Below are 19,056 nucleotides of genomic sequence, written 5' to 3' on the forward strand. Positions count from 1 at the left end.
ATGAGCCCCCGTCACAAGATGCACGTGGATAACTCCCCGGCGACCGCAGTTCTCCACACCCGCTCCGTCCCCTCCACGCCCACCCGTCATCGGGTCCGAAAGGTCACCTCAGCCATGAACCACACGCCGGACATCACCTCCATCGAAGCGGCCACGCGCCCGGCCCTCTCACCCAGGCGCCTGCGGCTGCTCGAGCTCAGCGAGGAGATCGAGCAGAACCCCGGCGAGGTCGCCTTCTCCACCCGCATCTGGGCCCAGCTGAGCCTGCCCTACCGCGACCCCGGAGCCACGGTCCCCCACTGGAGCCGACGCAACGGAGACACCACCCTGACGCTCTCCCCCGGCCCGGCTGGCTTCCCCTTCGGCGTCCTGGCCCGCTCCCTGCTCACCTGGATGTCCACCGAGGCCGTGCGCACCCGCTCCCGCCACCTGGACCCCGGCCCCTCCCTGCGCGCGTTCCTCTCCAGCGTCGGCACCTACCCCTCCGGGGCGAATCAGCGCCGTGTGATGGACCAGCTCCACCGGCTCAGCACGACCTCGATCATCATCGAGACCAGCCGCGAGACGCCCGGCCGGCGCACCCTCAGCGGCCAGAACATGCACGTGGCCCACCGCTACGAGCTCACGTACCAGCGTGGGGCAGACCATGCGCGCATCGAGCTCAGCGAGCCCTACTTCGAGGAGGTCATGCGCTCCCCCGTTCCGGTTCTCTCCTCCGCCCTGGCAGCCCTGGGCGGCTCCCCCATGCGCATGGACCTCTACGTCTGGCTCTCCTACCGGATGTCCACGCTTCAGCGCACCACCACCGTCTCCTGGCACCAGCTGGAGACCCAGTTCGGCGCCCAGTACGCTCAGCCGCGCCAGTTCAAGGCCGCCTTCTTGAAGAACCTCGAGCCCGTGAAGCTGATCTACCCCCAGGCGAAGGTGGCCGTGGTGGACTCCGGCCTGCGCCTGCACCCCTCCGCCACCCACGTCCCGCAGGCAGCCCACCAGCGCCCCCGGCACCTGCGCGTGGGCTGATGCACCACGAAGGGGGCGGCCATGCCGGGCCGCCCCCCCTGCTCATGCCGGCTCAGCTCTTCGGCAGCCAGGCGTCGTACACCGAGGCGACCATGGCGCTCCGGGAGGGGGCGCCTAGACGGGCCACCTGCTCATCCAGCCAACCCCGCTGCTCCTGATCCAGGCGCAGCTGCACCTGCACGCCCCCCTGGCCGCGCGCGGCACCTCGGCGCCCACGCGGCATCCCCCCGTCCGCACGCGGCTTGTGCCCGCAGGCCGCCAAGAGCTGATCGTCGCTGAGCTCGTCGAACGCGTCGATCAGCAGGTCCGTGTAGGTCCGATGCCGCTTGGCGGCCGCGGCCCTCAGCCGCTCCAGGACCGGGACGGGGAGGTAGACGGCCGTGTTGCGCACGACCAGCTCTTCCTCTTCGGGGGCGTCCTCACGGTCCAGCTCGGCCACCTGCGCGCCTTCCTGCGGGACCGCGCGCCTCACGTCTGGCATCAGTTCCGGTGCGGTCTCCCGCGTGGCGACAGGTACCGTTTCCGGTGTGGTGTCCTGCGTGGATTCCGGTGTGGCATCTGGCGTGGTTTCTGGCATGGCGTATGGCACAGAGTCGACCTTCTCCGCCGGCTTCTTCTTGCCCCGGCCACGCGCGTTGAACACAGCGCCGAGTCCGTCTGCTCGATTGGGGGTCTCCATCTCAGGCGTCCTCCTCCTCGTCCTGGCCCAGGGCGCTCAGGCGTCCCAGAATCTCCTGGGCCAGTGCGGCGTAGTCCCCTGCCAGGCCATCCATGGTCGACGCATGGAAGGTCGAGGCTTCACCGGCCTTGATGCGCGCGAAGCGCTCTCGGTGAGCGCGGGCCACATCGCTCTCGAGCTCGTGCACCAGGCGTCCGCTCTTGCGCAGGTCCTGGGCGGCGCCGGCGGCGTGCCGAATACGGGCGGTGAAGACGGCCTCGTCGAAGGCCAGCCCCTGGAGCATCTGCTCGAGCGCCTGGCGGGCCTCTCGCTCGATCTTCACGGCGCGCGCCTCCACGTCGAACAGCGCCAGGCCCAACAGCTGCACGTCGGGGTTCGTGGTCTCGTGAACGGCCTGGAAGCGCTCGGCCGTCACAGCGACGCCGTCGAGGGAGCGGAGATCCGTCTTGGAGACGATGACCACGCCCTCGGCGACGCTGAAGGCGGCCTCGACCAGGGCGCGGTCTCCCGGGGGTGTGTCGATGACGACCAGGTCCCACTCCTCCATGACCTGGCTCAGGCTCCGGTGCAGAAGAGCCCCGAGGGGCGGGGCGTCGTAGCCGCGTGCCACCAGCAGGCTGATGATGTCGGCCAAACGAGGGCCGCCGCGAACGACGCCCAGGCCTGGGCGCATGGGATCCGTGGAGATCGGCAGCGGCGCCCCATCTTCGAGGGCTCGACGCAGCTCGATTCCGTCCGACTTCCCTAGACCGAGGTCGGGGGAGAGGTTGCCCTGGGGATCCAGGTCGATGGTGAGGGTGCGGATGCCGGCGGCCGCGGCCAGACCGGAGAGGTTGGCGACCAGCGACGTCTTGCCGGTACCGCCCTTGCCGTTGGCGACCGCCAGGACGCCTGGGATGGCGTATGAGCGCGCAGGGGTGGACATGAGGACCTCCTAGGTTCCCTGTGATCTGACTCCTCCAGTCTACTGCATCTCTCGGGAAATACCGAGAGATTTCCCTCAGTGGTATGGCGTGCAACTGGTGTAGCGGACGGTTGGGGACTGGCGCGCATACGGCGGTGTTATGGCATGAACGGCACTCCTGATGTGGTGCCGGTATGGCATGAGGTCACCGCTCGACGATCGCGCCCAGGGCCTCGATCATCGCGCTGTAGGCCTCCCGGTTGAGGCGGTAGGTCAGGCGTCGGCCCCGGCGCGCTTCGGAGGTGTCGCTGGAGGTCAGCAGGCCGGCTTCCTCGAGGGTGCGCAGGTTCAGGGAGAGGGTTGCGCGGGGGGTGTCCAGGGACGTGGCGAGGTCGTGGGCGCCGAGGCCGGGGGAGCGGGCGATCAGCACGAGGATGCGCATGCGCAGCGTGGAGTTGAACGCGACGACGGCCGTGTCGAGGGGGGATGCGGGGGCGCTCATGCAGAAATGTCTACCGTACAGAGGGACATGAGGGGGCGGTCCGGGCTTTATGTCTGGTGAAGGACCAAGCCACCTGCTATTACGGCTGGCAGGTTTGATACGCTCCCCGTGCAGTCCCCTCAGTAGCGAGAAAGGCAGGCCAAGGTGGCTCTGAGAAAGCGGTCGCCCAAGGTGACCCCCACCGAGAACCCGCGCGTCAGCGAGGCCGGCTCCAGCGCGGCGGCTCCCGTGGGCCGTCCTGCGCCGACGCCGGTGGCCAAGCGCCGCGTGGGCGGTGTGGCTGTCGCCGTCGCCCTGGCTGCCCTGGGCGGCCTCGGCGCGTTCGTGGGGACCCAGGCCAACGAGGCCAAGCCCTACCTGGTGGTGAACGCTCCCGTGGAGCGAGGGCAGAAGATCGAGTCCTCCATGCTCTCGTCCGTGCGCGTGGCTGGCGACCCCAGCGTGCTGGTCCCCGCGACCGAGGCCCAGCAGATCCAGGGGCAGGTGGCCACGACCGACCTCCAGCCGGGCAGCACCATCACGCGCACGTCCACGGCAACGTCCTTGGGCGTGGAGGACGGAGAATCGCTGGTGGGCCTGGCTCTGGAGGTCGGGCGCCTGCCTGCCCGGGAGATGGCCGCAGGAGATCACGTCCAGGTCCTCTTCACCCCGGGCAACCAGAACACCAAGGCCGGTGACGAGAACCAGAATCACGACCCCGTCGCGGCCGTGGTCGAGGCCAGCCACCATGACGAGAACAGCGGGAAGACCACCGTGGATCTGCGCGTGAAGCAGGCCGACGCCCAGAAGGTCGCCACCTGGGGTGCCGCCGGCACCGCCAGCGTGATCATGCAGGGAGCGCAGAAGTGAGCATCCTGACCCTTGCGGCCTTCGGCGTCAGCCCGGGGGTGAGCACCACGGCCGTGGCCATGACGTTGCAGTGGCCGCGCCCTGTGCTGCTCGTGGAGGCCGACGTCAGCAAGCCCTCATCCGTGCTCGCCGGGTGGTTGCAGGGCAGCATGCCGGCCGACAGCGGCCTGATGGGCATCGCCCACAACTCCATGCGACAGGCCCTGACGGAGCAGGACATCTGGGACTACGCCGTCGACCTGGGAACGGGCCAGGACGCTGGCCAGCCTTCCCGCTGGCTCCTGCCCGCCATGTCCGAGCCGCTGGCCGCGCGATCCATGCGGGGCCTCTGGCCGGAGTTGATGATGGCTCTGCGCGCCGTCTCCGGCCAGGACATCGACGTGATCGTCGACGCTGGCCGCTCCGAGAACGCCCACGGCCGGGAGGCGCTCTGGCGCGACAGCGACCACCTGAGCGTCGTGGTGCGCAGCGACCTGGTCTCCGTGGCCGCGGCGCGTGCCTATCTGCCGGCCGTGCTGGAGGCCCGCGCCACCGCGGGGGCAGTGGACACGTCCTCCCTGCTCGTGGTCGAAGATCGAGCCCAGGAGTTCCCCTCCAAGGACATCTCCAAGGTGCTGGGCCTGCCGGTGCGTGGACGCCTTCCCCAGAGCCCGGAAGCCGGCGCTCACTTCGGCGGGGGCGCCCAGGCGACGTCCTGGAGGCTGCGTTCCTACACGCGGGCCATCGGTGCCGCCAACGCCTCCCTCGCGGACGCGCTGATGGCCCGCCGCCAGCTCATCGAGGCGGATATGCCCACCGAGACCGGAGGAGAGCAGCGATGAAGGATCAGACCCCCGACATGTCCCTGGACCTGCTCAACCTCCCGTTCCTGACCGAGAGCACCCCGGCCAAGCCGGCCCGGCCGTCCCTGATCCCCGCCTCCGCCGGCGCTCACCTGGCTCGCCCGCTGGGCACTACCCCGTCTCCCACCGATTCCGCTGAGCTGCCCGGGCTGTCCCGGCCGCTGACTGCTGTGCCCGAGCCGGCACCGCAGGCCGAGCAGAGCGCCCCGGCCCGGCCGAGCAACACCACGGAGCTGACGGGCTTCTGGTCGATCGTCGACGTGCTGCGCGCCAAGGCCGTGGACTGGCACGCCGAGGAGACCGCCGACCGCATCGACCTGCCCGAGAGCGAGCTGCACGCCATGGGCTGGCGGCACATCGACCGCGCGATCATCGAGCAGATGCGTGAGAACGTGCAGACCGGCGGCCGCGACGCCGCATGGACTGCCGAAGAGCAGGCGGCACTGCGCCAGGCCACCTTCGATGCGATGTTCCGTCTGGGCCGATTCCAGGCACTCGTGGACGAGCCCGGGGTGGAGAACATCCACATGATCGGTTCCGACCACGTCTGGGTGGAGAAGGCCGGCGGCAGCATGGAGCGCCGCCCTCCCGTCTTCGAGACCGATGAGCAGATGATGGCCGAGCTCCAGTTCCTCGCCGCGAACGCGGGGGAGGAGTCCCGCCCCTTCTCTGCGGCCCACCCCGACCTGGACATGGACCTGATGGGCTCGGTCCGTCTGGCCGCCACCGCCCGCCCGGTCTCCACGCGGCCCACCGCCGTATTCCGCATCCATCGGCTGGTGAACATCACCCTGGAGCAGCTGGTCGACAACGGCACCCTGAGCCCCCTGGCCGCCGAGTTCCTCACGGCGCTCGTGCAGGCCGGCAAGACGATCGTCATCAGCGGCTTCGGCGGCGACGGCAAGACGACCCTGATGCGCGCCCTGGCGGAGAAGATCGGCCCGCTGGAGCAGATCGTGACCATCGAGAAGGAGCGCGAGCTGCACCTGGACCGGCTCGACTCTCGCCTGGTCCCGCCGATCGAGCTTCAGGCTCGCCCCGGATCGGGCGAGCGCGCCGCCGACGGCAGCACCATCGGCGAGTACACGTTGACCATGGCCATGGAGAAGGCCCTGCGTCTGAACTCCGCACGCATCCTGGTCGGCGAGGTCCGCGGTTCGGAGATCGGCGCGATGATCTCCGCGATGCAGACCGGCGCGGGAACTTACTGCACCGTCCACGCCTACTCCGGCGAGGAGGCCGTGCGCCGTCTGGTCGGCCTGGGCATGAACGAGTTCTCCGAGACCTACATGGCTCGCCAGCTGGGCTACCACATCGACGTCGTCGTGCAGATGCGCAAGGTGCCTCAGCCCGATGGCTCGGTGAAGCGCAAGATCATCTCGATCTCCGAGGTGCTGCCCGGCGACACCGACAAGGGCATTTCGGTGGCCGACCTGTTCCGCATGGGTCCCGGCGACGAGAACGCCGTGCCCGTGGCCCCTCCCGTGGACAACCGCCTGCGCAACGATCTCGAGCGCACCGGCTTCGACCTGCTGCGCCTGGCCGGAGGTGCCCGATGAGCTCGCTCCTGCTCCCTCTGAGCTTTGCCCTGGGCATCCTCGGCCTGGGCATGGCTGCCGTGAACTGGCTCTGGCCCGCCCCTCCCAAGGCCCCTGCACCCGATCCGCGCTGGCTCACCGCCCTCAAGGGACTCGGCCGCCGCATGGACCGCAACACGTGGATCATGGTGGGCATCGCCGCCGCCGTGGGCTTCTTCATTGCGCTGTTCACCGGCCTGCTCGTCTACCTCGTCGCCCTGCCCGGCGCCGTCATCCTCCTGCGCTTGGCCTTCGGCTCCGGCGGGGGATCGGCCCAGATCGAGAAGCTGGCGCAGATGGAGATGTGGACGCGCTCGCTCTCCGGCCTGATCGTCGCAGGAACCTCCCTGGAGACCGCACTGGCCGCTTCCATGCCCAACGCCGGCGACCTGATCCGGGACGAGATCGCCACGATGAATGCCCGCATCAAGGCCGGCTGGCCTACCGCAGACGCCCTCAAGCGCCTGGGCCTGGAATGGGGAGACCAGACCGGCGACCTGGTCGTCATGCAGCTGATCCTGGCCGCCAATCAGCGCGGCCAGGGCCTGGCGAACGCCCTGGACGACCTCTCCACCTCCGTGGAGGAAGAGGTCTCCAAGCGCCGGGCCATCTACGCCGACCGCGCCGGCGCCCGCCGTGAGGCCCGCATCGTGATCACCATCGTGGTGATTTCCCTGTGCCTGGTCCCCGGAATGGGCGGGCCCATGGCCGCCTACCAGACCCCGCTGGGCCAGGCGCTCTACCTCGTCCTGGCTCTGGTCACCGCAGGGCTCATCATCTGGATGACCCGCGTGGTAGCCCCGCCGCCGCAGGTCCGCCTGCTGACCGCTAGGAGCTCGTCATGATGATGATCATCATCGCCGGCATGCTGTTCGGCCTGGCCGCGACCGCGCTGATCTGGCCCCTGCTGCCCCAGCGTCCGCGCCTGCGCGCGGCGGCCTTCGACGGCATCGTGACCAGCACCTCCGGAGGCGGCGCGCTCTCTTGGCAGGAGCGGGCCTCGCAGTGGACGATGCGCACGCTGCCGCCGGCCCTGGTCAACGGCCTCACCGACGCCGACCTGGACATCCTGGGCACCACCCGCAGCCGCCACACCTGGGCCAAGATCTACGGCGCCACACTCGTGTTCGTGGTCTGCCTCGCCCTGAGCGTGGCCGCACAGGTGCTCTACTCCCTGCCGCTGTGGCTGTCCCTGCTGATCAGCCTGCTCGTCGCCGCCGTCGCCTGGCTGGCACCTGACTCGGCCGCCCGCAAGCGAGCGACCAAGGCACGCACTGACTTCGCACGCGCGGTCGCGGTATTCGTCGAGCTGCTGGCCTCTGAGCGCGGCCGCAACGCCCAGCCCACGGTGGCTCTGGAAAACGCAGCCGCCATCGGCGACACCTGGGCTTTCCAGCGGATCCGTCAGGAACTGGTCCGGGCTCGCTTCACCAAGGTCCAGCCCTGGACCGCCCTGGAGACCCTGGCCACGCAGCTCCACGTCCCCGAGCTCACCGATGCCGCCCGCATCATGCGCCTGAGCGGAGACAATGGGGCCAGCGTCTACGAGCCTTTGCGCGCGTTGGGTCGCAACATGCGCGTGCGGATGCTCAACGCCGAGGCAGCCCGTGAGAATGAGGCTTCCGGCCGCATGAAGAACATCATCATGTTCATCGCGTTGATGTTCACGCTAATCGTCCTCACCCCTCTGATGCTGACGCTGATGAGCGCGTGAGACGCGCGAGCTCCTCCCGGAGATCGTGATCTCCCATCCACCCACCCACCCGCATCGGGACCGTCCCGAGGCCATTTCCACCACACGAGGGGACTCACCATGAACAAGCTGATGCAGCAGTACCTGATCCTCCGTACCTGGATCCAGGACAAGCACGAGGACGAGGCTGGCGCCGAGACCATCGAGATCATCCTCGGCGTGCTCGCCGCCGTCGTGCTGGCCGCCCTGGTCTGGGCCGGCATCAACACCTTCGCCACCAACAAGGTCGGCGAGCTGGGCTGACTAGACCAGCCAGGGACGGAACACCACGAGCGGGGGGTCACCATGAACATCGCGGCACCGCTTCGAGCGCACCTCGAGGCCCATGCACGCAACGAGACGGGTTCCTCGAACATCGCCTCGCTGCTGATCGTGCCGGTGGCCCTCCTGCTCGTGTTCCTCGTCCCCCAGGCCGGTGCCTACTACCAGGCCTCGACCGTGGCTCAGTCCGCGGCCAACGCGGCCTACGCAACTTCCCGAGTCATGGGCGGCTCGAGCGCCGAGGGCCAGGCGGCCGCCCAGCAGGTCATCTCCCAGCACTCCGGCACCCTCCAGGGCGCCTCCGTGAACATCAGCACCACCGGGGAGCGGATGACCGTCACCGTCACCGGCACCGCGCCGGCCTACACCGGGCAGTGGATCAGCCCGTCCGTCTCCCGGTCCGTGACCGGGCCCGTCGAGAGGGTGGTCAAGTGAACCTCCGCGACATGTCCCTGGCCTGGCTGCGTGATGAGCGCGGCGAGTCCGGCGTCGGGCTGCTCATCGTGGCTCCGGCCATCGGGCTGCTCATCGCCCTCGCCGTCATGGGCGGCCGCATCGGAGCAGCACAGACCTCCATCGAGTCGGCGGCCGGCGTCGCCGCCCGCGAGGCCACCCTGGCCCGCAACCCCGGCCAGGCCGAGTCCAATGCGCGCCAGTCCGCCCGCATGACCCTGGACCAGACCGACTTCACGTGCGGCTCCCAGAACATCACGCTGGACACCTCCGCCCTGCGCAACGCCCCCGGCATCCCCGGGTCCGTCTCCGCCACCATCACCTGCGCGGTGCCGCTCTCCGACCTGGCCATCCCCGGCACTCCCGGGTCCTGGACCATCACCGCCGACGCCACGTCCCCCGTGGACACCTATCGAGAGAGGGGCTGAGCATGATCGCCCGCTTCCGCGCCTGGCTCGGCCGCGAGCACGGAGAGTCCTCCCTGCTGGTCCTGATGCTCGTCCCCATCATCGTGCTCGTCGGCTTCGGCATCGGCATCGACTGGAACGGCAAGGTGCGCGCCTCCGAGGAGGCCGTCACCATCGCCCACCAGGCCGCCCGCGCCGGCGCCAACGCTGGCACCACGGCCGGAGCCGCCCGCGGCGAGGACATCACCCTGGACAGAGCGGCCGCCGCGCGCGCCGCCCAGGGGATGATCGCCGAAGCCGGAGCCACCGGCACCGTCAACGTCACCCCCACCAAGGTCACTGTGGACGTCGACGTCCCCTACACCCCACGCTTCATCCCCACCGGCGTCCTGACCGGCCACGGCCAGGGCACCGCCCAGATCCACTCGAACACCCGCTGACCGCAAGGAGACACCATGAGCCGCGTCACCAAGACCACCGCATACACCGGAGCCGTCCTGGCTCTGGCGCTCACGCTCACCGGCTGCAACGGCGGCGGCCAGCCGAGCGGCGATTCCACGTCCGCGAGCGCCTCGCAGTCCTCGCTGGAGCCGATCCAGGATGTGCCGTCGTCCGCAAGCGAGGCATCTTCGTCAGCTGGGAGTGCAAGCTCTAGCAGCAAGGCTTCGACGTTCGCTGCGGTGACGTCCGACCGGCCGACGAATGATGAGATGGCGAAGGAGCACGGCTTCAAGGCTTTGCAGTTGTACTACGCCATCAACGACCACTTCTTGAAGCAGAACTCTGTGGATGGGGAGCTGCTGGGTCTCGCGGCTCGGGACCCCTACCTCAGTCAGGACCTCGAGCAGCTGAAGGCCATCGAGTCATCCGGTGAGACTTACACGGGAAAGTCTCGAGTCGAACTGCTGGAAGCGATCATCGGGGGGACTAGCAACGTGGAGGGCAAGCAGGTCCCTCACTCCAACGCCCAGCTGCTGGTGTGTGAGGACAACACCTCCGTTTCCGTGAAGGACAAGAATGGCAAGCCTGTCTCTTCTGGATCGGCGCTGCGCTACCAGACCACATACATCGTGACCTGGCAGGACGACGACAGCTCCTGGAAGGTTGCTACTCGAGACGTGATGCGAGACGAGAAGGGGAATCCGAAGTCATGCTGATGCAGATGCGAGGAGTCACCTGTCTGGGCAGTGCTCTGCTGGCGGCGGTGGCCATGATGATGGCGGCGGTCGTTGCCCCTCCCGTAGCCAGTGCCGCCGGCGACGCCGAGTGCCGATTCGGCGCTTGCACGGTGCGGGGGGAGAAGCCGGGAAGCCCTGGTGGCGGCGATCTGACGCAACCCGTCGTGGGGCCCGGGGAGAGCGAACCAACGTCGAACTACTGCCAGACGGGCTGGACGCACGAACGTGGGGAGTGCGACCAGAACGTCGACCCGGCCAAGAACTGCATGTGGCGCCTCATGGAGAACCAGCCGCCGCCTCCTGACGGCAAGGACCCGTCTCGCGGCGCGTGGGAGGAATGCGTGCCCGAGTGGCAAAGCGCAACCGACGTCTTCAGGAACTACCCCCAGCGCTGGTGGGAGCGGCCGTCCGCGGCAGGAGCGGCGGATGCGGAACAGGCGGCACGTGAGCTCGTGACGCAGATGCAGCTCGAGGGGATCGAGATCGGCATGGTGCCGTACTCCGTGCAGGAGGACGGCACCGGAGCGGTGGGCCTGCCCGCGTGGATGTGGGTGGAGAACACGGAAAATCCGCGGGCGTGGGGGCCGTACACGGTCAGCAAGGACATGAACGGGGTTGCGGTGCAGGCCACGGCGCGGCCGGTGCGCGTTACCTGGGATATGGGCGACGGTACGCAGGTGATCTGCGACGGGCCGGGCACGCCGTATGAGGACCGCTTCGGCAAGGAGGAGTCCCCGGACTGCGGGCACACGTACATGAAGATGTCGAACCCGACCTACACGGTCACGGCGATCACGGCGTGGTCTGTGGAGTGGACGGCCCAGGACCAGTCCGGGGTAATCGAGACCGTGACGCGCTCGTCGCAGGACGTGCGAATCGGGGAGTTCCACGCCCTGAACGTCCGGCCGTGAGCAATCGCCGGGGCAGACCTTTGGTCTGCCCCGGCGTGTTGTTTCCAGACACGGACTCGGACGAATCGGATTGGGATACTCTGTGACCATGCGCACGCCCCCGTCGAACCCTCGCCCCACCAGGCGCACTGGCGGTCGCCCGTCCAAGGGAGACCGCTTCAGCGTGACCACCAAGCTCCCCCGGTCCTACGAGCAGAAACTGCACGCCCGCGTCGACTACCGGGGCGAGACCGTCACCGACTACGTCGCATCCCTGATCCTGGCCGACCTCGACGCCAACGAGGTCCCCGAGTCGAACGGACAGGAGGCCTTCGACGTGAAGATCGCCTGAGCATGCAAGAAGGCGGCCCCGCGCCAACGGAACCGCCTTCTTGCGACTAGCACCCCGCCAAGGGTGCCGGTCTGAAGATTTCAGTTGTTCGAGAGCTGCTTCTCACTCGCCAGTGAAGCTCTCGATCTCGGGTGGATCCCCGCCAAGGGATCCGGCTCTGTCCCTCCCTGGAAGGAGGCACGTTGCTGTTGTCGTGCCCAAGTCTACCCAAAATCCCTCTCCGCGACACGTCCCCCCTCCCGTCGGCCGTGTCCTCGGCGCCGTGCCTGGGGGAGTCCACCCTCGCCCGACTGCTGCGTCATCGCCGGAAGTCGACCCGGCCCGTGCGGGGTCGGATCACGAATCCGTGCCGTCAGAACTGGCGCCGGCCCTCGCGTGCCCGGGAGGGCGACATCGACGTGATCTTGGCCGCGGTGCCCGCCGGGTCCCGGCGTCTGGAGCACCTGGGCGACGCCGTTCCCGCCCTGCGGGCACTGCCTGCCTGGCAGGACCTCTCCCGGACCCGTCGGCGGCTGATGGAGTCCCTAGTGGGTGCGCTGGTGGCCTGCGCGGACTGGTCGAAGATGATCTCCCGTCCCGGGCACAAGCGCCTGGCGAAGATGATCGGCCGGAGCGCCTCGACGGTGACCGCGGCCATCGCCTGGCTGATGCGACACGGGGTGATCGGACGCGTCGCCGCCGGACGCTCTGCCGCCTACGCGACCCCGGACGAGCGTGGCAAGCGGATCAACGAGGCGGCGGTCTACGTGCTGTGCTGCACTGCCCACCTGGACGTGGAGAAGATCCTCGCCAGGCACCGTGCCGACGCCGCGGCCGAAGCACGGGAGCGTGCAGGTCAGCGTCGGATCCGTGGGGCTGTGGAGAAAAACTGGCACCCTTCCTCGCTAGAGGATTCACTTACTAGAACTCGTAGAGGAACCACGCACGCGCGCGACCGCGGACTCGTCGAGCTCTGGCCCTGCAACCGCGCTGTGGCCACCCGTCGTCAGCAGCTGGCCGCCGCCCGCACCGTCCAGGATCGCGCTCTGGGTCTGCGCGTGCTCTCGGCCCGGGACGTCCGCTCGCTGATCCGTCCCTTCCTCGAGGCCGGCTGGACCCCGGCCGACCTGCTCCACGCCCTGGACCACACCCCCCAGGGCGCGCACCGGCTCCACAGCCTGGACGCCGGCCAGGACACCGCTCGAGCTCGCGGCTACCTGCGGTGGCGCCTGGAGCACTGGAAGGACGCCGGCGGGCTCGTGCTCGCCTCAGCCTCTGCCCGGGCTCGTGAGCGGGCGGAGGCGGCGCGCGAGGCGATGCACCGGGATCGCCAGGCGGATGCGCGAGCGCGCGCGGCGGCCGCGGGAGTGGAGTCTCCGGCTCGAACCGCGGCCCTGGCGGCCATGCGGATGCTGTTCCGGCAAGGTGGCGCGGAGCGTGACAGCCTTGAGGCGGCCCACCTCACCGCCTAAACTGACCTCAGATCAACTTAGAAGGGACATCGGGGGACCGCCCCAGCCTTCTACCCCGTGAAGACCTCTACCCACGCGAGCGGAGACACGCCCCATGCGCACCCTCAAAGGCCTTGCGGCCCTGCTGGCCCTGACCGCCCTGGTGGTCGGCATCCCCGCCGCCCTGATCCTGCTGGCCGGCAACCCCATCCCCAGCACCGCCGAGCTCCAGCAGGCCCTGACCGGCATCGACTTCGGCGGCACGTTCCTGATGGGCACCGTGCTGCCCCTGATCGCGTGGGGCTTCTGGGCCTCCTTCGTCTACTCGCTCGTGGTCGAGGTGATCAGCCTCATCCGCCGCGTCGAGACCCCCAACCTGGGCGGAGCGCTGCGCCCGCAGCAGGCCCTGGCCGGCGCGCTGATCGCCGCCGTGCTCGCCCTCGGCGGTGGCAGCCCCGCCTTCGCCCTGACCCCGCAGGACACCGCCTCCGCTCCCGCCGCCGTCGCCATGGCCCAGGAGGGCCAGACCACCCAGGACACCCCGGCCGCCGCGGGGGAGCGGACCTACACCGTGCAGGAGGGAGACACGCTCTGGGGCATCGCCCGGGACGAGCTGGGCCAGGGCAGCCGGTGGGGCGAGCTCGCCGAGCAGATGCGCTCCACGCCCCAGGCCGACGGCCAGACCCTCACCGATCCCGACCTCATCATGACCGGCTGGACCGTGGAGCTGCCCGACGGCCCCACCGGCGCCGGCTCCACTTCCGCGACACCGGCCCCCTCCCAGCAGGCCCCCGCCCCGGCGCAGACCGACACGGACGCCCAGCCGGCCCCCGCCCCGGCGGCGCCCTCCGCATCGGCGTCGGCCGAACCCTCCGCCCCTGCCGACGACTCGGCCACGGCGGCCCCCGAGGCGGCCGCCGCCCCGAGCGCCGCCTCGGACTCCACACCGGCCCAGGACGCCCAGCACCCGCTGCCCGGCGAGGCCGTGTCTGCGGCACCCTCCACGGCCCCCGCCGAGCAGGAGGGCCCCTCCGCCGTCCCCGGCGGCGCGTTCACGCAGACCGCGCCGGCCCCCGCCGATCTGTCCTCCCACCAGGAGCAGGCTGCCCCGGAGGAGGTCCCCGCATGGGCCACCATCGGCGGCATCGGCGCCTTCGCCGCGGCCGGACTGCTGGGCATCGTCGGCCTGCGCCGCCAGCTCCAGCGCCGCCGCCGCCAGCCCGGCCAGTCCGTCCCCATGCCCGAGGAGCAGACCGCGCAGCTGGAGACCCAGCTGCGCGTGGTCGCCGAGCCCGAGCAGGCCGAGGAGCTCGACGTCGTCCAGCGCTGGCTGGCCCGCTGGGCCCACGAGAACGGCCAGGACCTGCCCGAGCTGTTCCTCGTGCGCGTCTCGCCCGAGCAGATCGCCCTCTACCTCATGGCCCCCGCGCAGCTGCCCGAGCCCTTCGTGGCCGAGACCGACGACGGCGTCGTCTGGACGCTGGCCTCCGGCTCCATCGACATCGACCCCGACCTGCCCGCCGCCCCCTACCCCTCGCTGGTCACCGTCGGCCAGGACGACACTCGCTCCCAGGTCCTGCTCGACCTCGAGCGCCTGGGCACCCTCGGCATCGACGGCGACCCCCAGCTGACCACCCAGGTCCTCGACGCCATGGCCGTGGAGCTGGCCACCTCCAGCTGGTCCGAGAACGTCACCATCACGCTCGTCGGAGTCGCCGACGGCCTGGCCAAGGTCGTCAGCGACGGCCGCGTCCGCCAGATCGACGACCTGGACCAGCTGATCGGCCAGCTCGACGGCAAGGCCAAGGACATCCGCCGCGCCCTCGACGAGCAGGACGCCGCCACCCTCGACCAGGCCCGCGCCGCCAACCAGGAAGAGGCCTTCGGCCCCGAGATCGTCCTGCTGGGCCTGGAGCCCACCCCCGCCCAGGCACGTCGCCTCACCGACCTGGCCGGCGCCATCCCGCGGCTGGGCATCGCTGCGGTCACCACCGCCAACCCCCTGGCCTCCGACTGGATCCTGAACCTCGAGGACGAGGACCACGCCGACCTGCTCCCGGTCAATCAGCACCTGCGCCCGCAGAAGATCACCCCCGAGGAGGGCGAGCGGATCAAGGAGCTGCTGGCCACCGCCCTGGAGAACCCCCGCTCCACCGGCCGTGGGACGACCACCACGATCGACATCAACACCGTCCTGGACGAGCGCCTCCACCTCAGCGCGGTGGCCGATCTCGAGGAGATGCTCCACGAGGAGGAGAACACCCAGGACCTGCCCCTGACCCCCGAGCCCGCGGTCCCCGCCGCTGAGACCGCCGAGGACGAGACCGATCCGGCCGAGGAGAACGAGGAGGACGTGCTCGCCGCCCAGGCCGCCCGCCACACCCCGACCCCTGCGCCCGCCCCGCACGACACCATGGACGAGGACGAGGACGAGGACGAGGAGAGCCAGGACCAGGCCGCGGCGGCCGCCGTGCCGACCGAGCCCGAGGACATCACCCCCGAGCCCCAGGACCAGACCCCGGCCGTCGTCGCAGTCACCGAGACCGCGGGACCCGCCGAGACTGCCCCCGAGCCCGAGCCCGAGCCCGAGCCCGAGCCCGAGCCCGAGCCCGAGTCCGAGCCCGAGCCCGAGTCCGAGCCCGAGCCCGAGCCGGCCGCGACCGCCGAGCCGGCGCGGCAGGAGGCGGCCACCGATCTCCACGACACGTCCCCCGCGGAGGACGAGGACGAGAAGGACGCCGCCCCCGAGCAGCTGGCCTCGACCGACCCGCAGAAGCAGATCGACCTGGACGCCGCACACCTGCTGGAGCAGGCCACCACCCAGGCCCCGATGATCCTGATGCTCGGCGAGCTCAAGCTCGTCGGCGCCCAGGGCCAGGCCCCCGTCACCGCAGCCACCGGCGAGGTCTCGGCGACCCAGACCGCCCGCTGCGTCGCCCTGGCCGCCTACCTGGCCCTGCACCCCGGCGCGAGCGCCGAGGCCGTCCACGCCGCGTTCTGGCCCACCCAGCGCTCCGACGGCAAGTCCGCCTCCAGCAACCGCAACAAGCTCACCGGCCAGACCCGCCGCCTGCTCGGCCAGGCCGCGGACGGCACCCCCTACCTGCCCGCCGTGGGCAGCGAGGGCTACCGCGTCCACGAGGACGTGCTCACCGACTGGCAGGTCGTGCAGTCCCTGATCGGCGATGACCCCGTGAAGGCCTCCACCCCCGCCCTGGTCGCCGCCATGCGTCTGGTGAGGGGAGTGCCCTTCGAGCACGCCAAGGCCTCCAACGTCGCCTGGACCGAGACCCTGGTCCAGGAGATGGTCCAGACCATTTGCGACGCCGCCCACGAGCTCGTGGCCCGCTCCCTGGCCGCCGGCCACCGCGAGCACGCCCAGCTGGCCGCCCGCGTCGGCCGCGCGATCGACCCCGCCAACGAGGCCGCCTGGCGCGACGCTCTGGTCACCGAGGCCGCCGCCGGCAACCACACCGAGGTCACCCGCCTGATCGAGAAGCTCTACTCCTACCTGGAGTCCTTCGAGGAGGACCTCGAGCCCGAGGTGGAGACCACCGCCCTGATCGAGGAGCTGCGGGCCCATGGCTACCGTGTCGCCTGATCTCCACGACACGTCCCCCGCGGCCACCGACCCCGCGCCGGCGCCCTACACGGTGCCGCCGCGGACGGTGCGCACCCTGATCGGCCCCGGCGCGGCCCTGGCTGCCCTGCTGGGCATCACCGGCGCCGCGGTCGCCGGGCTGCCCGTGCTCATGGTCCACGCCGCGCTCGCCCTGATCGCCCTGGCCTGCCTGGGCACCTACATGGCGCGCGTGGACCGGGCCCACCGGCTCATCCCGAACTGGGCCGTGGCCGCCCTGGGCACCATCAACCTCGGCGCCGCGGTGGGCCTGCTGGTCACCGGCTACGGCGCCTGGGCCCTCCAGGGGCTGGTGGTCACCGTGATCGCCGCCGTCGTGCTGATGGTGATGCACCTGATCGGCGGCACCGGCATGGGCGACGTCAAGCTCGTCACCGTGGCCGCCCTGGCCATCGGCGCCCACGGCCCCGGTGCCTGGGTGCTGGCCATCCTGGCCAGCTACGTGCTCGCCGCCCTGTTCGGCGCGGTCCCGGCCCTGCTGCGCGGCCAGCGCAAGACCCGCGTGCCCATGGCCCCGTACCTCGTCGCCGGGCACGTGCTCGCCTTGCTCGCCGTCCTGGGCTACCTGGCATCCTGACCAGGTGCCCCGCACCTTCTCCGCCCGCGACCGCCGTGCACTGACCGGCCTGCTCACCGCCGGGCTCAAGCACGCCCAGCTCGACGACCTCACCGCGGCCCACCCCGTTCCCGGCGACCCCGGCCACGACTCCGGCAAGGCCGGCCGCGTGGGCCTGATCGTGGCCACCTGGCTCGCCAGCGGCGACCACACCGGACTCACCAGCGCCCTCGAGCTGCTCGAGACCGCCAAGCTGCCCCCGGACCGCCACGCCGACCTCGCCCGCCTGCAACGGAAGGCCGGCCTGAACTCCACACCACAACCCACGCCAGAAGCCGAGCCAGAAGGCACCCTCACTGCGGATGGTGCGACGGAGCCGCCGCTGCCGGCCGCGCCGGCCGAGGAAGCGGCGCCGCCCGCATCTCCGCGACACGTCCCCCTGGTCCTCCTCCAGGACCTGGCCGAGGACCATCCCGCGGTCCAGGCCCTGCTGGCCGCCGGCCTCAAGGTTGGGCACCTCGAGCACACCTCGACGATCCCCGCCGACGCGTTGCTGCTGCACCCGGCGCATGAAATCTGACCCCGGAACGGGGAGGGACATCAGCGCCGGATGCCGGCCTTATGGGAAGTGAGGGCCGGCCATGGCCCCGACCATCTCCCTGACCGAGGAGCACCCATGTACACGATCTACACCAGCCCCGGCTGTGGCCCCTGCATGACCGTGAAGGCCCACCTGCGCGCCCACAAGATCCCGCACACCCTCGTCGACGTCTCCCAGGACCCCGCGGCCGTCGAGAAGCTGCGCAAGATGGGCTACTCCAGCGCGCCGGTCACCGTGGACGAGGCCACCGGGGAGCACTGGTACGGCTACCTCCCCGACCGCTACGCCTCCCCGGCCCCGGAGGCCGCGCCGGCCGCCGACGTGCAGGCCACGATCGACGTGGGCCCCGCCGAGGCCGGAGAGCACGTGCTCTGGGACCCCCGCCAGGGTCACCTGCTGATCATCGGCGACCGCGACAGCGGCAAGAGCGTGATCCAGCGCGGGATCATGGAGACCGCGGTCTCCGTGGGCTGGCAGGCCTGGGGCCTGGGCCTGCCCGGGGAGCTGGACAAGGTCGAGGACCATCGGTATGCGCAGGTGGTCACCGCCGACGTCAGCGACCAGCTCGAGCGCATCCGTGCCGCCAGCGAGCTGATGCGCGAGCGCTACCACCTGGTGGAGGTCGCCTCCCTCGCCAAGGAGCGCCCCGAGCCCTTCCAGCCCATCGTTCTCGTCCTGGACGGCTACGCCCATCTGCGCCAGCGCTGGGCCGACCTCGCCCCGGCCGGGGAGCACGAGGCCGACGTCGCCGAGAACCTCCTGCTGGGCATCCACCGCCTGGGCCGCTCCGTCGGCATCCACCTGTCCGTCTCCTGCCGCGGCATCGCCCACCACCTGGGCCAGACCATGGCCGCCGGCTCCACCGTGGTGCACACCTCGCTCTGGCGCAGCTCCCTGGAGACGGAGATGGCCCATGCCAGGTGACCGTCGCCGCCTGGCCCGCCACCGCAGCCGCCACGGCGGTGCCCACACCCTGGCCGCCGAGCTCGCCCTGCTGGCCCGCGCCGGCCAGCCGACCCCGGAGGCCGGCACCGACGATCTCCACGACACGTCCCCGCCCGCGGTGCTGCCCGGCCAGCTCGACGCGCTGGACCTGCTCCCTACCGAGGAGGTTTAGCGCAATGTAGGGTTGTCCTAACTGTCAGATCGACCGGAGGTCCCC

22 protein-coding genes are annotated in these 19,056 nt (G+C 70.6%); 19 read left to right on the forward strand and 3 right to left on the reverse strand.

What is annotated here, in order from left to right; all coding sequences use genetic code 11:
- A partial coding sequence (locus tag AC3RKA_RS11170; protein WP_126860354.1) for a replication protein RepA occupies positions 1–1,020 on the forward strand: 1,020 nt, incomplete at its 5' end.
- Between the two features lie 52 nt (positions 1,021–1,072).
- On the opposite strand, the gene AC3RKA_RS11175 is transcribed toward AC3RKA_RS11170, so the two are convergent.
- The 3 genes from AC3RKA_RS11175 to AC3RKA_RS11185 all read right to left on the reverse strand — a co-directional run bounded on the left by AC3RKA_RS11175 (position 1,073) and on the right by AC3RKA_RS11185 (position 3,105).
- The gene (locus tag AC3RKA_RS11175; RefSeq protein ID WP_250162140.1) at positions 1,073–1,699 is read right to left on the reverse strand and encodes a hypothetical protein; all 627 of its coding nucleotides are present in this window, start codon (positions 1,697–1,699) and stop codon (positions 1,073–1,075) included.
- A 1-nt stretch (position 1,700) separates the two neighbouring features.
- Positions 1,701–2,624 carry a ParA family protein gene (locus AC3RKA_RS11180; RefSeq protein ID WP_031943869.1) on the reverse strand — a complete coding sequence of 308 codons (924 nt, stop codon included), beginning with the start codon at positions 2,622–2,624 and terminating at the stop codon, positions 1,701–1,703.
- A 184-nt stretch (positions 2,625–2,808) separates the two neighbouring features.
- Entirely contained in the window at positions 2,809–3,105 is a 297-nt protein-coding gene (locus AC3RKA_RS11185) for an ArsR/SmtB family transcription factor (protein ID WP_031943868.1), read from the reverse strand.
- Positions 3,106–3,276: 171 nt separating this feature from the next.
- On the opposite strand from AC3RKA_RS11185, the gene AC3RKA_RS11190 reads away from it, so the two are divergent.
- The 18 genes from AC3RKA_RS11190 to AC3RKA_RS11275 all read left to right on the forward strand — a co-directional run bounded on the left by AC3RKA_RS11190 (position 3,277) and on the right by AC3RKA_RS11275 (position 19,011).
- Positions 3,277–3,954, forward strand: coding sequence for an SAF domain-containing protein (locus AC3RKA_RS11190; protein ID WP_250162139.1), 678 nt, complete (start codon positions 3,277–3,279; stop codon positions 3,952–3,954).
- A complete protein-coding gene (locus tag AC3RKA_RS11195; protein ID WP_031943866.1) occupies positions 3,951–4,775 on the forward strand; it encodes a P-loop NTPase family protein in 825 nt (274 codons plus the stop codon). The genes AC3RKA_RS11190 and AC3RKA_RS11195 overlap by 4 nt, the downstream gene beginning before the upstream one ends.
- The gene (locus tag AC3RKA_RS11200) at positions 4,772–6,355 is read left to right on the forward strand and encodes a TadA family conjugal transfer-associated ATPase (protein WP_061873037.1); all 1,584 of its coding nucleotides are present in this window, start codon (positions 4,772–4,774) and stop codon (positions 6,353–6,355) included. The genes AC3RKA_RS11195 and AC3RKA_RS11200 overlap by 4 nt, the downstream gene beginning before the upstream one ends.
- Entirely contained in the window at positions 6,352–7,218 is an 867-nt protein-coding gene (locus AC3RKA_RS11205) for a type II secretion system F family protein (protein ID WP_061867357.1), read from the forward strand. The genes AC3RKA_RS11200 and AC3RKA_RS11205 overlap by 4 nt, the downstream gene beginning before the upstream one ends.
- Positions 7,215–8,087 carry a hypothetical protein gene (locus AC3RKA_RS11210; protein WP_061867358.1) on the forward strand — a complete coding sequence of 291 codons (873 nt, stop codon included), beginning with the start codon at positions 7,215–7,217 and terminating at the stop codon, positions 8,085–8,087. Before AC3RKA_RS11205 ends, AC3RKA_RS11210 begins: the two co-directional genes overlap by 4 nt.
- Positions 8,088–8,186: 99 nt before the next feature.
- Positions 8,187–8,369, forward strand: coding sequence for a hypothetical protein (locus AC3RKA_RS11215; protein WP_087114221.1), 183 nt, complete (start codon positions 8,187–8,189; stop codon positions 8,367–8,369).
- A gap of 42 nt (positions 8,370–8,411) precedes the next feature.
- Positions 8,412–8,822 (forward strand): hypothetical protein, encoded by a 411-nt coding sequence (locus tag AC3RKA_RS11220; protein WP_250162137.1) that lies wholly within the window; start codon positions 8,412–8,414, stop codon positions 8,820–8,822.
- On the forward strand, positions 8,819–9,268 hold the full coding sequence (locus AC3RKA_RS11225; RefSeq protein ID WP_250162136.1) for a pilus assembly protein: 450 nt from the start codon (positions 8,819–8,821) through the stop codon (positions 9,266–9,268). Before AC3RKA_RS11220 ends, AC3RKA_RS11225 begins: the two co-directional genes overlap by 4 nt.
- Before the next feature lie 2 nt (positions 9,269–9,270).
- Positions 9,271–9,687 (forward strand): pilus assembly protein TadG-related protein, encoded by a 417-nt coding sequence (locus AC3RKA_RS11230; RefSeq protein WP_049159529.1) that lies wholly within the window; start codon positions 9,271–9,273, stop codon positions 9,685–9,687.
- 15 nt (positions 9,688–9,702) lie between these two features.
- On the forward strand, positions 9,703–10,404 hold the full coding sequence (locus AC3RKA_RS11235; RefSeq protein ID WP_031943858.1) for a hypothetical protein: 702 nt from the start codon (positions 9,703–9,705) through the stop codon (positions 10,402–10,404).
- Positions 10,398–11,336, forward strand: a complete 939-nt coding sequence (locus AC3RKA_RS11240; RefSeq protein ID WP_250162135.1) for a hypothetical protein — start codon at positions 10,398–10,400, stop codon at positions 11,334–11,336. Before AC3RKA_RS11235 ends, AC3RKA_RS11240 begins: the two co-directional genes overlap by 7 nt.
- A gap of 163 nt (positions 11,337–11,499) precedes the next feature.
- Positions 11,500–11,667: a hypothetical protein gene (locus AC3RKA_RS11245; protein WP_031943856.1), complete on the forward strand. Its 168-nt coding sequence runs from the start codon at positions 11,500–11,502 to the stop codon at positions 11,665–11,667.
- A gap of 398 nt (positions 11,668–12,065) precedes the next feature.
- Positions 12,066–13,118 carry a hypothetical protein gene (locus tag AC3RKA_RS11250; RefSeq protein ID WP_489727608.1) on the forward strand — a complete coding sequence of 351 codons (1,053 nt, stop codon included), beginning with the start codon at positions 12,066–12,068 and terminating at the stop codon, positions 13,116–13,118.
- 94 nt (positions 13,119–13,212) lie between these two features.
- Positions 13,213–16,698: a hypothetical protein gene (locus AC3RKA_RS11255; protein WP_135101135.1), complete on the forward strand. Its 3,486-nt coding sequence runs from the start codon at positions 13,213–13,215 to the stop codon at positions 16,696–16,698.
- A complete protein-coding gene (locus tag AC3RKA_RS11260; protein WP_119218012.1) occupies positions 16,679–17,314 on the forward strand; it encodes a prepilin peptidase in 636 nt (211 codons plus the stop codon). Before AC3RKA_RS11255 ends, AC3RKA_RS11260 begins: the two co-directional genes overlap by 20 nt.
- 4 nt (positions 17,315–17,318) lie before the next feature.
- Positions 17,319–17,873, forward strand: coding sequence for a hypothetical protein (locus AC3RKA_RS11265; RefSeq protein WP_119218013.1), 555 nt, complete (start codon positions 17,319–17,321; stop codon positions 17,871–17,873).
- Positions 17,874–17,969: 96 nt separating this feature from the next.
- The gene (locus AC3RKA_RS11270) at positions 17,970–18,818 is read left to right on the forward strand and encodes a glutaredoxin domain-containing protein (protein WP_262391184.1); all 849 of its coding nucleotides are present in this window, start codon (positions 17,970–17,972) and stop codon (positions 18,816–18,818) included.
- Complete coding sequence (locus tag AC3RKA_RS11275; protein WP_119218014.1) at positions 18,808–19,011, forward strand: hypothetical protein; 204 nt, start codon at positions 18,808–18,810, stop codon at positions 19,009–19,011. Before AC3RKA_RS11270 ends, AC3RKA_RS11275 begins: the two co-directional genes overlap by 11 nt.
- Positions 19,012–19,056: the final 45 nt, after the last annotated feature.

The sequence above is a fragment of the Micrococcus sp. iso_229 genome (assembly GCF_058072725.1).